The organism is Pseudomonas koreensis (assembly GCF_036668835.1).
Classification (GTDB): Bacteria; Pseudomonadota; Gammaproteobacteria; order Pseudomonadales; family Pseudomonadaceae; genus Aquipseudomonas; species Aquipseudomonas koreensis_I.
The window spans coordinates 765,548-779,894 of sequence record NZ_JAZEVW010000001.1; the positions used below are offsets into that span (position 1 = coordinate 765,548).

11 protein-coding genes are annotated in these 14,347 nt (G+C 61.1%); 4 read left to right on the top strand and 7 right to left on the bottom strand.

The features are described 5' to 3' along the window. Positions 1–244: 244 nt before the first annotated feature. Positions 245–877 carry an efflux system transcriptional repressor EmhR gene (gene emhR, locus V6F91_RS03400; protein WP_090282156.1) on the bottom strand — a complete coding sequence of 211 codons (633 nt, stop codon included), beginning with the start codon at positions 875–877 and terminating at the stop codon, positions 245–247. A 266-nt stretch (positions 878–1,143) separates the two neighbouring features. Between emhR and emhA the strand changes: the two genes are divergently transcribed. The 4 genes from emhA to V6F91_RS03420 all read left to right on the top strand — a co-directional run bounded on the left by emhA (position 1,144) and on the right by V6F91_RS03420 (position 8,578). Beyond that, entirely contained in the window at positions 1,144–2,301 is a 1,158-nt protein-coding gene (gene emhA / locus V6F91_RS03405) for an efflux RND transporter periplasmic adaptor subunit EmhA (protein WP_258450213.1), read from the top strand. 3 nt (positions 2,302–2,304) lie between these two features. Next, positions 2,305–5,454, top strand: coding sequence for an efflux RND transporter permease subunit EmhB (gene emhB, locus V6F91_RS03410; protein WP_332762353.1), 3,150 nt, complete (start codon positions 2,305–2,307; stop codon positions 5,452–5,454). After that, positions 5,451–6,911, top strand: coding sequence for an efflux RND transporter outer membrane subunit EmhC (gene emhC, locus V6F91_RS03415; RefSeq protein WP_203421047.1), 1,461 nt, complete (start codon positions 5,451–5,453; stop codon positions 6,909–6,911). Before emhB ends, emhC begins: the two co-directional genes overlap by 4 nt. A 407-nt stretch (positions 6,912–7,318) precedes the next feature. Continuing rightward, positions 7,319–8,578 (top strand): OprD family porin, encoded by a 1,260-nt coding sequence (locus V6F91_RS03420; protein WP_332762357.1) that lies wholly within the window; start codon positions 7,319–7,321, stop codon positions 8,576–8,578. A gap of 250 nt (positions 8,579–8,828) precedes the next feature. On the opposite strand, the gene pcaC is transcribed toward V6F91_RS03420, so the two are convergent. From pcaC to pcaH, 6 genes are all read right to left on the bottom strand, one after another. Next, positions 8,829–9,221: a 4-carboxymuconolactone decarboxylase gene (pcaC, locus tag V6F91_RS03425; protein WP_093103932.1), complete on the bottom strand. Its 393-nt coding sequence runs from the start codon at positions 9,219–9,221 to the stop codon at positions 8,829–8,831. Between the two features lie 11 nt (positions 9,222–9,232). Next, complete coding sequence (pcaD, locus tag V6F91_RS03430) at positions 9,233–10,024, bottom strand: 3-oxoadipate enol-lactonase (protein WP_332762360.1); 792 nt, start codon at positions 10,022–10,024, stop codon at positions 9,233–9,235. An 11-nt stretch (positions 10,025–10,035) separates the two neighbouring features. Beyond that, on the bottom strand, positions 10,036–11,400 hold the full coding sequence (locus tag V6F91_RS03435) for a 3-carboxy-cis,cis-muconate cycloisomerase (RefSeq protein WP_332762362.1): 1,365 nt from the start codon (positions 11,398–11,400) through the stop codon (positions 10,036–10,038). A gap of 45 nt (positions 11,401–11,445) precedes the next feature. After that, entirely contained in the window at positions 11,446–12,741 is a 1,296-nt protein-coding gene (locus V6F91_RS03440) for an MFS family transporter (protein WP_206416057.1), read from the bottom strand. 311 nt (positions 12,742–13,052) lie between these two features. Continuing rightward, positions 13,053–13,619 (bottom strand): protocatechuate 3,4-dioxygenase subunit alpha, encoded by a 567-nt coding sequence (gene pcaG, locus V6F91_RS03445; RefSeq protein WP_332762366.1) that lies wholly within the window; start codon positions 13,617–13,619, stop codon positions 13,053–13,055. Between the two features lies 1 nt (position 13,620). Continuing rightward, the gene (gene pcaH / locus V6F91_RS03450; protein WP_101158415.1) at positions 13,621–14,325 is read right to left on the bottom strand and encodes a protocatechuate 3,4-dioxygenase subunit beta; all 705 of its coding nucleotides are present in this window, start codon (positions 14,323–14,325) and stop codon (positions 13,621–13,623) included. Positions 14,326–14,347 lie beyond the last annotated feature (22 nt).

Here is a 14,347-nt window from a genome sequence, read left to right on the forward strand (position 1 = left end):
TGTGGGAATTTCAGATGTTGAGTTCGGCTGGATATATCAGGTCGGCGTAGATCGAATTAACAACGCGGTCAGTCCCCTCTCCCTCCGGGAGAGGGCTAGGGTGAGGGCCAGCGGGCAACTCAATTTCACAAGAGCGACACAATTTCCCTACAAAATGCGCAGCCTGCTACGTATAAACTCCGCGCCGCCCACCTATATAAAGGAAGGCCAATTGACATAAGCTGTGTCAATTACGCATTTTGTTTCATTTGCGCAGGCTGGGGCTCAGGCGCAGCATATCCAGCCCGGTGTCGACCCAACGCTCGGCTTCGGCGTGCAGTTCGAAGCTGTCCGGCGCGAGCAGCCAGCCATACAACAGGCCATCGATATAGGCGTGAATGCTGACAGCCGCACGGGCCGTGTCGAGGTCTTCCGGCAACTGGCCGCGATTCACCGCATTACGCAGGGTCAGACCGATGCGCACGTTGCATTCGAGACTGGCCGTCCGGCGCTGCTGGCGCAGATCACACATTTCATCGGTGAATTCGCACTTATGAAACAGGACTTCGTTGATGCGCCGGGTTTTCGGGTCCAGCGCAACTTGATGAAACAAATGAATCAGCAACTGCCGCATGCAGCCCAACGGGTCCGGTTCGTCCTCGCTCTCGCTGGCCTTGGCCAGTTCTTCCAGCGGCTCGTGCAAGCTGTCGAGCATCGCCTGGACCAGATCGGCCTTGTTGCTGAAATGCCAGTAAATGGCACCGCGCGTCACGCCGGCCAAGGTCGCGATGTCCGCCAGGGTCGTACGGGCAACCCCCCTTTCATAGAAGGCTTTCTCGGCCGCTTCCAGAATCTGGCTGCGGGTTTCCTGAGCTTCCTCTTTGGTACGACGGACCATGGCAGTAAAACCTCAAACAGGATGTTTCAGCGATGGCTGAATATCCGCTGAATAAAGAGGGGGCGATCTCTCGTGAATCGTCTCCCCAGCCTACAATTTCGAACCTTGCGACGACTTTTGTAACAGGGTGGGTACGCGGCGAAGGTATTTACAAACAACCATGAACGTAAGTATATTCCTTAGCAAGCTACTTATCCACCCGGTACGAATTTTTTACCCTTTCACACTTCTTGTGCGCTTTATGCGCGCCTGACCCGAGGATCTTCATGCAATTCAAGCCAGCTGTTACCGCTCTGGTCACTGCCGTCGCCCTGGCATCGCTGCTCAGTGGATGTAAAAAGGAAGAAGCGGCTCCGGCCGCTCCGCCCCCTCAGGTCGGCGTCGTCACCCTGCAACCCCAAGCCTTTACCCTGACTTCCGAACTGCCGGGCCGCACCAGCGCGTTTCGCATCGCCGAAGTGCGTCCACAGGTCAACGGCATCATTCTCAAGCGCCTGTTCAAGGAAGGTGCCGACGTCAAAGCCGGCCAGCAGCTGTATCAGATCGATCCGTCGGTCTACGAAGCGACCCTGAAAAGCGCCGAAGCCAACCTGCGTTCGACCAAATCAATCTCCGACCGCTACAAGCAACTGGTCGATGAGCAGGCCGTCAGCCGTCAGGAATACGACACCGCCGTGGCCAACCGCATGGAATCGGAAGCGTCGTTGCAAACTGCGCAGATCAACGTGCGTTACACCAAGGTGTACGCGCCGATCTCCGGCCGTATCGGTCGCTCTGCCGTCACCGAAGGCGCGCTGGTCAGCAATGGCCAGGCCGATGCGATGGCGACCATCCAGCAACTGGACCCGATCTACGTCGACGTGACCCAGTCGTCGGTTGAACTGCTGCAACTGCGCCGCGAGCTGGAAAGCGGTCGTCTGCAGAAGTCCGGCGACAACGCCGCTGCGGTGAAGCTGACCCTCGAAGACGGCACCCAATACAAGCTGGACGGCAAGCTGGAATTCTCCGAAGTGACCGTTGACCCGACCACCGGCTCGGTGACCCTGCGCGCCGTGTTCCCGAACCCGGATCACACCCTGTTGCCTGGCATGTTCGTACGCGCCCAGTTGCAGGCCGGTGTCAATTCCGCAGCCATTCTGGCGCCGCAGCAAGGCGTGACCCGCGACCTCAAAGGCACGCCGACCGCACTGGTCGTCGGCCCGGACAACAAGGTCGAGCTGCGTCAGCTCAAGGCCAGCCGCACCGTCGGCAGCCAGTGGCTGATCGAAGACGGCCTGAAGGCCGGCGATCGTCTGATCACCGAAGGTCTGCAGTACGTCAAACCAGGTGTGGAGGTCAAACCGACCGAAGCGACCAACGTCGGCACCAAGAACCCGGCCCCCGCACAGGCAGCTGACAAAGCCGCCGGCGGCAAAGGGGAGTAATCCATGTCAAAATTCTTTATCGACCGTCCGATTTTCGCCTGGGTAATTGCCCTGGTGATCATGCTGGTCGGGGCACTTTCGATCCTGAAATTGCCGATCAACCAATACCCGAGCATCGCGCCACCGGCCATTGCGATCCAGGTGACCTACCCGGGTGCGTCTGCGCAAACCGTGCAGGACACCGTGGTCCAGGTGATCGAGCAGCAGCTCAACGGTATCGACAACCTGCGTTATGTGTCGTCGGAAAGTAACTCCGACGGCAGCATGACCATCACCGCGACCTTCGAGCAAGGCACCAACTCCGACACCGCGCAGGTGCAGGTCCAGAACAAGCTGAACCTGGCCACCCCGCTGTTGCCGCAGGAAGTGCAGCAACAAGGTATCCGCGTGACCAAGGCAGTGAAAAACTTCCTGCTGGTGATCGGCGTGGTCTCGCGTGACGGCAGCATGACCAAGGACGACCTGTCCAACTACATCGTCTCGAACATGCAGGACCCGATCTCGCGGACCGCCGGTGTCGGCGACTTCCAGGTCTTTGGTGCCCAGTACGCGATGCGCATCTGGCTCGACCCGGCCAAGCTGAACAAGTACAACCTGACCCCGGGCGATGTCAGCACGGCGATCTCGGCGCAGAACGTTCAGGTCTCGTCCGGTCAGCTCGGCGGTCTGCCAGCGCTGCCAGGTCAGCAGCTCAACGCAACGATCATCGGCAAGACCCGCCTGCAGACTGCCGAGCAGTTCAAGGCGATTCTGCTGAAGGTCAACCAGGACGGCTCGCAAGTGCGTGTCGGCGACGTCGCTGACGTCGGTCTGGGCGGTGAAAACTCCAGCATCTCTGCGCAGTTCAACGGCAGCCCGGCTTCTGGTCTGGCGGTAAAACTGGCCAACGGTGCCAACGCCCTCGATACCGCCAAAGCGTTGCGCAAGACGATTGACGACCTCAAGCCGTTCTTCCCGCAAGGCATGGAAGTGGTGTTCCCGTACGACACCACTCCGGTGGTGACCGAGTCGATCAAGGGTGTGGTTGAAACCCTGGTCGAAGCGATCGTGCTGGTGTTCCTGGTGATGTTCCTGTTCCTGCAGAACTTCCGCGCCACCGTCATCACCACGATGACTGTGCCAGTGGTATTGCTGGGTACGTTCGGCATCCTCGCGGCGTTCGGTTTCAGCATCAACACGCTGACCATGTTCGGTATGGTGCTGGCCATCGGCTTGCTGGTGGACGACGCCATCGTCGTGGTGGAAAACGTCGAGCGGGTGATGAGCGAAGAAGGCTTGTCACCGAAGGAAGCGACCAAGAAATCCATGGGCCAGATCCAGGGCGCCCTGGTCGGTATCGCCCTGGTGCTCTCGGCGGTACTGCTGCCGATGGCGTTCTTCAGCGGCTCCACCGGTGTGATCTACAAGCAGTTCTCGATCACCATCGTTTCGGCCATGGCCCTGTCGGTGCTGGTGGCGTTGATCTTCACCCCGGCCCTGTGCGCGACCATGCTCAAGGCGATTCCGAAAGGTGAGCACGGCACGCCGAAGAAGGGCTTCTTCGGCTGGTTCAACCGCACGTTCGACAGTGGTGTCAGAAGCTACGAGCGCGGTGTCGGCAACATGCTGCAGCGCAAAATTCCGTATCTGCTGGCCTACCTGCTGATTGTCGTCGGCATGATCTGGCTGTTCACCCGCATTCCAACCGCGTTCCTGCCGGAAGAAGACCAGGGCGTCCTGTTCGCCCAGGTCCAGACCCCGGCCGGTTCGAGTGCCGAGCGTACTCAGGTGGTGATCGACGAAATGCGCAGCTACCTGCTGGATAAAGAAGCAGGCGCAGTGTCCTCGGTGTTCACCGTAAACGGCTTCAACTTCGCCGGTCGCGGTCAGAGCTCGGGTCTGGCGTTCATCATGCTCAAGCCGTGGGATGAGCGTAACGCGGACAACAGCGTGTTTGCCCTGGCCCAACGTGCCCAGCAACACTTCTTCACTTTCCGCGATGCCATGGTGTTCGCTTTCGCCCCGCCTGCGGTATTGGAGTTGGGTAACGCCACCGGTTTCGACGTGTTCCTGCAAGACCGCGCCGGTATCGGTCACGAAAAACTGATGGAAGCGCGCAACCAGTTCCTTGGAATGGCGGCGCAGAGCAAAGTGCTTTACCAGGTGCGTCCGAACGGCTTGAACGACGAGCCGCAATACCACCTGGAAATCGACGACGAGAAAGCCCAGGCCCTTGGCTTGAGCCTCACCGACATCAACAGCACGCTGTCGATCTCCTTCGGTAGTAGCTACGTCAACGACTTCATCGACCGTGGTCGGGTGAAGAAGGTGTACGTGCAGGGTCAGGCCGGTGCGCGCATGAGCCCTGAAGACCTGAAGAAATGGTACGTGCGCAACAGCGCCGGGACCATGGTGCCGTTCTCCGCATTCGCCAAGGGCGAGTGGATCTACGGTTCGCCGAAACTGGCGCGCTACAACGGTGTTGAAGCAATGGAGATCCTCGGTTCTCCGGCGCCGGGTTACTCCACCGGTGAAGCGATGGCCGAAGTCGAAGCGATCGCCAAGAAGCTGCCGGCCGGTGTCGGTATCTCCTGGACTGGTCTGTCCTACGAGGAACGTCTGTCGGGTTCGCAAGCGCCGGCGCTGTATGCCCTGTCGCTGCTGATGGTGTTCCTGTGTCTGGCCGCGCTGTACGAGAGCTGGTCGATTCCGATCGCCGTCATGCTCGTGGTACCGCTGGGGATCATCGGTGCGCTGCTGGCGACCAGCCTGCGCGGCCTGTCCAACGACGTGTACTTCCAGGTGGGCCTGTTGACGACCATCGGTCTGGCGGCTAAAAACGCCATTCTGATCGTCGAGTTCGCCAAGGAACTGCATGAGCAAGGGCGCAGCCTGCGTGACGCGGCGATCGAAGCCTGCCGCATGCGTCTGCGACCGATCATCATGACGTCGCTGGCTTTCGTCCTCGGTGTTGTACCGTTGGCGATCTCCACGGGCGCAGGCTCGGGTAGTCAGCATGCGATCGGTACGGGCGTGATTGGCGGTATGCTCACGGCCACGATCCTGGCGATCTTCTGGGTCCCACTGTTCTTCGTTACGGTTTCGTCCATAGGCCAGCGCAAAAACGCTGACGCGGATGAAACAACTGAAACTCCTAAAGAGGCTGGCCAATGAGCAAGTCGCTACTCTCCATCGCAGTCGCCGCCTTCGTGCTGAGCGGTTGCTCGCTGATACCTGACTATCAGCAGCCTGAGGCTCCGGTCGCAGGGCAGTATCCGCAGGGGCCGGCGTACTCGCCGGCCCAGGCACCGGCGCAGACCGCTGCCGAGCAGGGCTGGAAGCAGTTTTTCCATGACCCGGCGCTGCAACAGCTGATCCAGGTGGCCCTGGAAAACAACCGCGACCTGCGTGTTGCGGCGCTGAACATCGACGCCTACGCGGCGCAGTACCGCATCCAGCGCGCCGATCTGTTCCCGGCAGTGTCGGCCAATGCGGCCGGTAGCCGCCAGCGTCTGCCGGCCCGTGCCTCGCAGACTGGCGAGTCGGGCATCACCAGCTCCTACTCGGCCACGGTCGGCATCAGCGCCTACGAACTCGACCTGTTCGGTCGGGTGCGCAGCCTGAGCGAGCAAGCGCTGCAACAATACTTCGCCACCGAAGAAGCGCGGCGCAGCACGCAGATCAGTCTGGTCGCCAACGTCGCCAATGCCTACCTGACCTGGCAAGCGGACAAGGAACTGCTCAAGCTGACCCAGGACACCCTTGGTGCCTTCGAAGAAAGCTACAAGCTGACCAGCCGCAGCAACGAAGTCGGTGTAGCCTCGGCGCTGGATCTGGCGCAGTCGCGTACTTCCGTGGAAAACGCCCGAGCCCAACTGGCGCGTTATACCCGCCAGGTCGCGCAGGATGAAAACAGCCTGACCCTGCTGCTTGGCACCGGTATTCCGGCCAATCTGCAGACGGCCAAGCCGCTGTCGGACGATCTGCTCAGCGATGTGCCAGCCGGTCTGCCTTCGGACCTGCTGCAACGTCGTCCGGATATCCTGCAAGCCGAGTACAACCTGAAGGCCGCCAACGCCAACATCGGCGCGGCGCGTGCGGCGTTCTTCCCGAGCATCAGCCTGACCGCCAACGCAGGCAGCCTGAGCCCGGACCTGTCCGGCCTGTTCAAGGGCGGTTCGGGGACGTGGCTGTTCCAGCCGCAGATCAACCTGCCGATCTTCAACGCCGGCAGCCTGCGCGCCAGCCTCGACTACGCCAAGATCCAGAAGGACATTGGCGTGGCGAACTACGAGAAGTCCATTCAGACGGCCTTCCAGGAAGTCGCCGACGGCCTCGCCGCGCGCCAGACCTACACCGAGCAGCTGCAAGCGCAGCGTGACTTCGTTCAGGCCAACCAGGATTACTACCGCCTGGCAGAGCGTCGCTACCGCATCGGCGTCGACAGCAACCTGACCTTCCTCGACGCCCAGCGTCAGTTGTTCAGCGCGCAACAGGCACTGATCACCGACCGCCTCGCGCAGCTGACCAGTGCGGTCAACCTGTACAAGGCCCTGGGCGGCGGCTGGAATGCGCAGACTGCGCAGAACGAACCGCTGAAAGAAGAAGCACCGAAGATGAAGTTGTTCTGATTATCATTCAGTGAACACAAGGAGCCCACCGAATGGTGGGCTTTTTGTTGCCTGCCGAAACGATGTGGTGACCGGACCGGCCTCTTCGCGAGCAGGCTCGCTCCCACATTTGAAATGCGTTCCCTGTGGGAGCGAGCTTGCTCGCGAAGGGGTCCGTCCAGGCAACGCAAAACTTGTAGCGTTCGATAACCGCCCAAAACCCGCTTTTGCTTGTTGAATCCAGCCCCGCGCGCCCCGCACCATTCCAGCCACAAAACCAATAACATCAGGCTCGACACCATGCTCCCGCGCCCTGCCCCGCCCGGCTGATCAATACCGTTTCACTTTCCAATTTCTTTCCGCCTGCGCCCTGAAAAACCGGCGCCAGCGCTCCCGTTCGCCCAAAAAAACAAGAGAGACCCACGCCCATGAAAGCTTCCCCTGCGCCCTGCGCACTCCCCGGTTTGTTCGCTTTGGCCCTGGCCGGCGCGGCCCTGCCCGCCGCAGCCGAAGAAGCCGGTTTCGTCGAAGGCGCCAAGGTCAACCTGAACCTGCGCAACTTCTATATCAACCGCAACTTCACCAACCCGACCAAGGCCCAGGGCAAGGCTGAAGAGTGGACGCAAAGTTTCATCCTCGACGCCAAGTCCGGTTTCACCCAAGGCACCGTGGGTTTCGGCATGGACGTGCTTGGGCTGTATTCGGTCAAGCTCGATGGCGGTAAAGGCACTGGCGGCACGCAACTGTTGCCGCTGGATCGCGACGGTCGCCCGGCCGATAACTTCGGCCGCACCAACGTGGCGTTCAAAGCGAAGTTTTCCCAGACTGAAGTGAAGGTCGGCGAGTGGATGCCGGTGCTGCCGATCCTGCGTTCGGACGACGGTCGTTCGCTGCCGCAGACCTTTCGCGGCGGGCAGATCACCTCGAAGGAAGTCGACGGTCTGACTCTGTATGGCGGCCAGTTCCGCGCCAACAGCCCGCGTGACGACAGCAGCATGAGCGACATGTCGATGACCGGCAAAGCTGCGTTCACCTCTGACCGTTTCAACTTCCAGGGCGGCGAATATCTGTTCAACGACAAGCGCACGCAGATCGGTTTATGGAACGCCCAACTCAAGGACATCTACAGCCAGCAGTACTTCAATCTGCTGCACAGCCAGCCGCTCGGCGACTGGACACTCGGCGCCAACCTCGGCTTCTTTTATGGCAAGGAGGACGGCAGCGCCCGCGCCGGCGATCTCGATAACAAGACCTGGTACGGGATGTTCTCGGCCAAATACGGCGGCAACACCTTCTACGTCGGACTGCAGAAACTCACCGGCGACAGCGCGTGGATGCGGGTCAACGGCACCAGTGGCGGGACCCTGGCCAACGACAGCTACAACGCCAGTTACGACAATGCCCAGGAACGCTCCTGGCAGCTGCGTCACGACTACAACTTCGCCGCCGCCGGCATTCCCGGCCTGACCCTGATGAACCGCTACATCAGCGGCGACAATGTTCACACCGGGACCATCACCGACGGCAAGGAATGGGGCCGCGAATCGGAACTGGGCTACACCGTGCAGAGCGGCACGCTCAAGGATCTGAACGTCAGATGGCGCAACTCGACCATGCGCCGGGATTTCAGCAACAACGAGTTCGATGAGAACCGCTTGATCATCAGCTACCCGATCAGCCTGCTCTAATCACCGCTTCGCGAGCAGGCTCACTCCTACAGGGGTTTTGCGTTGTACCCATATCCCGCGGCCAACATTTAACCCTGTGGGAGCCAGCCTGCTGGCGATAGCGTCAGGCCAGTCGAATTTCATGTCACTGATACACCGCTATCGCTGGCAAGCCAGCTCCCACAGGGAGGGTCGTTGAATACAAAATCTTGCGCAGAAACTAAACCTTGTGGGAGCTGGCTTGCCAGCGATGGCGTCAGCTCAGGCCTCATTACTCCCGGGATTCAACCCCGAGTTCATCCCAAACCGATTCCGCCAGATGAAACGTCGCATTCGCCGCCGGAATCCCGCAGTAAATCGCGCTCTGCATGATCACTTCCTTGATCTCGCCACGGCTCACGCCATTATTCGCCGCTGCGCGCAAATGCAGTTTCAGTTCGCCTTCGCGGTTCATGCCGATCAGCATGGCGATGGTGATCAGGCTGCGGGTGTGGCGCGGCAAGCCCGGGCGTGTCCAGATATCGCCCCAGGCGTGGCGGGTGATCATCTCCTGGAATTCCGCGTTGAACTCGGTCAGCGTGGTCAGGCTGCGGTCGACATGGGCATCGCCCAACACCGCGCGGCGCACTTGCATGCCTTCGTCGTAACGTTGTTTCTCGTCCACGAAAAGTCCCCTTATCGAGCGTTCAGAAACGCCAGAACACGATCACTGAAATCGGCGCCAGCCTGCACGTTGGACAAATGCGCCGCATAAAACTCGGCGTACTCGGCGCCGCGCACATGGTCGCGAATGAAATGCCCACCGGACGGCGGCGTCACGGCATCTTCGCTCCCGGCAATCACCAGCAACGGTACGTTGATCGAGGCCAGTTGCTCACGGAAATCGGCATCGCGCACCGCAGCGCAGTTGGCCGCATAACCTTGTGGATTGGTCGCGGCAAGCATGTCGGTAATTTTATTCGCTGCGGCCGGATACGCTGTGGAAAAGTCAGGCGTGAACCAGCGCGCAATCGACGCATCACGCAAAGCCACCATCGCCGCCGCGCCATCGCGCAGCACGGTTTCGATGCGTGGATTCCACACCGACGGATCGCCGATTTTCGCCGCCGTGTTGCAGACGATCAGCTTGTGCAAACGATGCCCGGCATTGATCCCCAGCCACTGACCGATCAGCCCGCCCATCGACAAGCCGCAAAAATGCGCGCGCTCGATGTGCAGCGCATCCAGCAACCCGAGTACGTCGTGACCGAGTTGCTCGATGCTGTACGGGCCCTCGCTCACCAGCGATTGGCCGTGGCCGCGAGTGTCGAAACGCAGCACGCGAAAATGCTCAGTGAACGCCGGCATCTGCGCGTCCCACATGTGCAGGTCAGTGCCCAGCGAGTTGGACAGGACCAGCACCGGCGCCTGCGCCGGCCCTTGAATCTCATAGTGCAGTTCGCCATCGGCGAGTTGAACGAAAGCCACAGCCCTCTCCTTCAGACAGTCAAAGCGTTGTGTTCGGCCACCGCGCGCTCGACCCAGACGTGAGCCTGACCGAGGTAATGCGCGGGGTTGAGAAGATCATCGAGCTCAGCGCTGCTCAGCTGCGCAGTGACCTGCGGTTCGTCTCCGAGTACCGCGCGCAGATGCCGTTGCTCGGCCACCGCGCGCTTGCAGCATTGTTCGAGCAGATGATGCGCCGTGTCGCGGCCGACCCGTTGCGCGAGCACGATGCTCACCGCTTCGGCCAGCACCAGCCCCTGAGTCAATTCGAGGTTGCGGCCCATGCGCGCGGCATCGACTTCCAGGCCGTCAGCCAGCAAGCGCGCCTGTTGCAGCGATCCGGACACCAGGCAGCAGATCTCTGGCAGGGTTTCCCATTCGGCATGCCACAAACCGAGGCTGCGTTCGTGTTCCTGGGGCATGGCGCTGAACAGCGTTGAGACCAGCCCCGGCACCCGCGTCGCCGCACCGATCAATACTGCCGCGCCGACCGGGTTGCGTTTGTGCGGCATGGTCGACGAACCGCCCTTGCCCGGCGCCGCAGGTTCGAAGACCTCAGCGGCTTCGGTCTGCATCAACAGGCTGATGTCGCGGCCGAACTTGCCAAGGCTGCCGGCGATCAATCCCAGCACAGCGCCGAACTCGACGATGCGGTCACGCTGGGTGTGCCACGGTTGTTCCGGCAGGCGCAGTTGCAGCTCTTCGGCCAGGGCTTCGGCGATTGGCAGAGCCTGTTGACCCAACGCCGCCAGCGTCCCCGACGCACCGCCAAATTGCAGGACCAGCAAGCGCGGTTTCAGCTCTTGCAGACGTTGACGACTGCGCGTCACCGCGCCAAGCCAACCGGCGATTTTCATGCCGAGGGTCACCGGCGTCGCGTGCTGCAGCCAGGTGCGCCCGGCTAAAGGCGTCGTGGCAAACCGTTGGGCCTGAGCAGCGAGCGAATCGGCCAGTTGCGCCAGTTCGCGTTCAATCAACACCAGCGCCTGGCGCAATTGCAGCACCAGTCCGGAATCCATCACATCCTGACTGGTCGCGCCCAAATGCACGTAGCGCTCGGCTTCGGCATCTGTAGCGGCGATCCGCTTGCCCAACGCCTTGACCAGCGGAATAGCGGAATTGCCGGCCGTGGCAATCGCCTCGCCGAGTGCGGCGAAGTCATACAACGGTGCGTCGCATGCCGACGCAATCGGTGCCACGGCAGACGCCGGAACCAGCCCGACGCGCGCCTCGGCCCGGGCCAGCGCGGCCTCGAAATCGAGCATTGCCTGCACGCGGCCCTGATCGCAGAACACCTCACGCATATCGCGGGCAGTGAAATAGGCATCGAACAATTGATTGCCCGGTCGCTGAGTCATAAGAGTCCTTGCCGGCGCGGGCCATGACGGCCCGCGCGCATCGGGTTAGAGATCGTGGTGCAAATACGCCGCCTGTTTCGGCAAGCGCAGGCTGAACAGGAACGCGATCGCCATCATCGCCGTCACGTACCAGTAAAACGAATTTTCCATGCCGATATTCTTCAGGCTCAAGGCGACGAATTCCGCCGAGCCACCGAAGATCGCGTTGGCCACCGCGTAGGCCAGGCCAACGCCGAGGGCGCGGACTTCCGGCGGGAACATTTCGGCTTTCACCAGACCGCTGATCGAGGTGTAGAAGCTGACGATCGCCAGCGCCACGGTGATCAACACGAACGCGAGGAACGGGCTGCTGACGCTTTTCAGACTGAGCAGAATCGGTACGGTGAACAGCGTACCGAGAGCGCCAAACCAGAGCATGGAATTACGGCGGCCGATCCGGTCGGCGAGCATGCCGAACAGCGGCTGCATGCACATGTACAGGAACAGCGCGCCGGTCATGATGTAGCTGGCGGTCTTGGCGTGCATGCCGGCGGTGTTCACCAGGTACTTCTGCATGTACGTGGTGAAGGTATAGAAAATCAGCGAGCCACCGGCGGTGTAACCGAGCACGGTGATGAACGCGGCCTTGTGATCGCGGAACAGTGCGCTGATGCTGCCGGCGTCTTTGTGCGCGCGGGTTTCTTCGTTGGTGGTTTCTTTCAGCGAGCGCCGCAGGAACAGCGAAATCAGCGCCGCCACCGCACCGACCACGAACGGAATCCGCCAGCCGTAGGCACGCAGTTCGTCTTCGTTGAGAAACTGCTGCAACACCACCACCAACGACACCGCCAGCAGTTGCCCGCCGATCAATGTCACGTACTGGAACGAGGCGAAAAATCCACGCTGGCCCTTGAGCGCCACTTCGCTCATGTAAGTCGCGGTAGTGCCGTACTCGCCGCCCACCGACAGACCTTGCAACAGCCGTGCGAACAGCAACAGGATCGGCGCCCAGACGCCGATGGAGTTGTAGGTCGGCAGACACGCGATCAGCAACGAACCGAAGCACATCATCAGAATCGAGATGAGCATCGACTTCTTGCGCCCGTGCTTGTCGGCAACCCGGCCGAAAATCCAGCCGCCGATCGGGCGCATCAGGAAGCCCGCGGCGAACACGCCAGCGGTGTTGACCAGTTGCACCGTCGGATTATCGGAGGGGAAGAACGCCGGCGCAAAATAGATCGCGCAGAAGGCGTAGACGTAAAAGTCGAACCATTCGACGAGGTTGCCGGACGAAGCGCCGACAATGGCGAAAATGCGCTTGCTGCGCTCTTCACCCGTGTAATGGGAGGTGGTGGTTGTCATTGTTTTTCACTCGAAAGGGACAGTCACAGTCTAGACACACTTTGCAACAGTCCCGTTCCACATCGGGTGTCTATTGATCGTTCCCACGCTCCGCGCGGTAACGCATCCCGTGACGCTCTGCGTCACAGTGGACGCGGAGCGTCCATGGCGGCATTCCCACGCAGAGCGTGGGAACGATCATGCACTCGAAAACACCGTTTCCCTTGTGGGAGCGAGCCTGCTCGCGAAGAGGGAGTGTCAGACGACATTTATGCTGGCTGACCCACCGCTTTCGCGAGCAGGCTCGCTCCCACAGGGATGGGTGGTGTTGTTCAGTAATCGAAGAACACCGTCTCGGCCGCGGTGCCCTGCAGTATCACATTCCATTGATAAACGCCCGACGCATCTGGCTTGGCCAGCAAGGTCTGGCGGCGTTCGGCGGGTACGCATTCGAGCAGCGGGTCATCGACGTTGGCCGGTTCGCCTTCGAAGTAGATCCGCGTGAGCAAATGCTTGACCAGGCCACGGGCAAACACCAGCACCACCAAATGCGGCGCCTGGGTCGTGCCTTTCAAACCCGGCACGCTGCCCGGTTTTATCGTGGTGAAGCGGAATCGCCCTTCGCCGTCCACCGGCACCCGGCCGAAGCCTTCGAAGTTTGGGTCCAGCGGCTTGTCCTGATGATCTTCCGGGTGGTCGTACTTGCCAGCGGCATTGGCCTGCCACACTTCGAGCATGGCGTCGTTGACGACATCGCCGTTGCCATCCACCACTTGCCCGGTGATCGCCACGCGCTCGCCGAGGGTCTGCTCGACGGTGAGGTTTTCGCGGTTCAGCCAGGTCAGACCGATGTGGTAATACGGCCCGACGGTGTGGGACGTGGTCGCATTGAGCGTCATCTTATTTCTCCATCGGCGTGGCTTCACGCCCGCGCAGCACGATGTCCCAGCGGTAAGCGAGGGCGTAGGACGGAATGGTTTTTTCCAGATCGAAAGCAGCGATCAGGCGTTCCTTGGCCGAGGTGTCCGGCACGCAGTTGTAGATCGGGTCGTACGCCAGCAGCGGGTCGCCGGGAAAATACATCTGCGTGACCAGACGGGTGAGAATGCTCGGCCCGAACAGCGAAAAGTGGATGTGCGCCGGGCGCCACGCGTTGTGGTGGTTACCCCACGGATAGGCGCCGGGCTTGATGGTCTGGAACTGATACCAACCGTCGGCGTCGGTGACGGTGCGACCGGTGCCGGTGAAGTTCGGGTCCAGCGGCGCGTCATGCAGATCGCGCGCATGGTTGTAGCGACCGGCGGCGTTGGCCTGCCAGATCTCCACCAGAATCCCTGGCACCGGCAAGCCGTCTTCATCGAGCACACGACCGTGAATGATGATGCGTTCGCCCAACGGCTCGCCTTCGTGCTGCGCGGTCAGGTCGTGGTCATTTTCCACCAGGCGCTCGGCGCCAATGGTCGGCCCGGTGATTTCCGACAGCGAGTGCGGCAGGTGCACCAATGGCTTGGACGGCGAGCGCAGGTTGGTGGATTGGTAGGTCGGGTGCAGGTAGTCAGGCTGGGTGCCTGCCTGCGGGCGACGGTAACCAGGCTTGTCAGTCATTTCGCTTTCCTCAGTTCTTATA

Coding starts and splice junctions, on each gene's coding strand:
- emhR (WP_090282156.1), bottom strand. CDS start 877: ATGGTCCGTCGTACCAAAGAGGAAGCTCAGGAAACCCGCAGCCAGATT.
- emhA (WP_258450213.1), top strand. CDS start 1,144: ATGCAATTCAAGCCAGCTGTTACCGCTCTGGTCACTGCCGTCGCCCTG.
- emhB (WP_332762353.1), top strand. CDS start 2,305: ATGTCAAAATTCTTTATCGACCGTCCGATTTTCGCCTGGGTAATTGCC.
- emhC (WP_203421047.1), top strand. CDS start 5,451: ATGAGCAAGTCGCTACTCTCCATCGCAGTCGCCGCCTTCGTGCTGAGC.
- V6F91_RS03420 (WP_332762357.1), top strand. CDS start 7,319: ATGAAAGCTTCCCCTGCGCCCTGCGCACTCCCCGGTTTGTTCGCTTTG.
- V6F91_RS03435 (WP_332762362.1), bottom strand. CDS start 11,400: ATGACTCAGCGACCGGGCAATCAATTGTTCGATGCCTATTTCACTGCC.
- V6F91_RS03440 (WP_206416057.1), bottom strand. CDS start 12,741: ATGACAACCACCACCTCCCATTACACGGGTGAAGAGCGCAGCAAGCGC.
- pcaG (WP_332762366.1), bottom strand. CDS start 13,619: ATGACGCTCAATGCGACCACGTCCCACACCGTCGGGCCGTATTACCAC.
- pcaH (WP_101158415.1), bottom strand. CDS start 14,325: ATGACTGACAAGCCTGGTTACCGTCGCCCGCAGGCAGGCACCCAGCCT.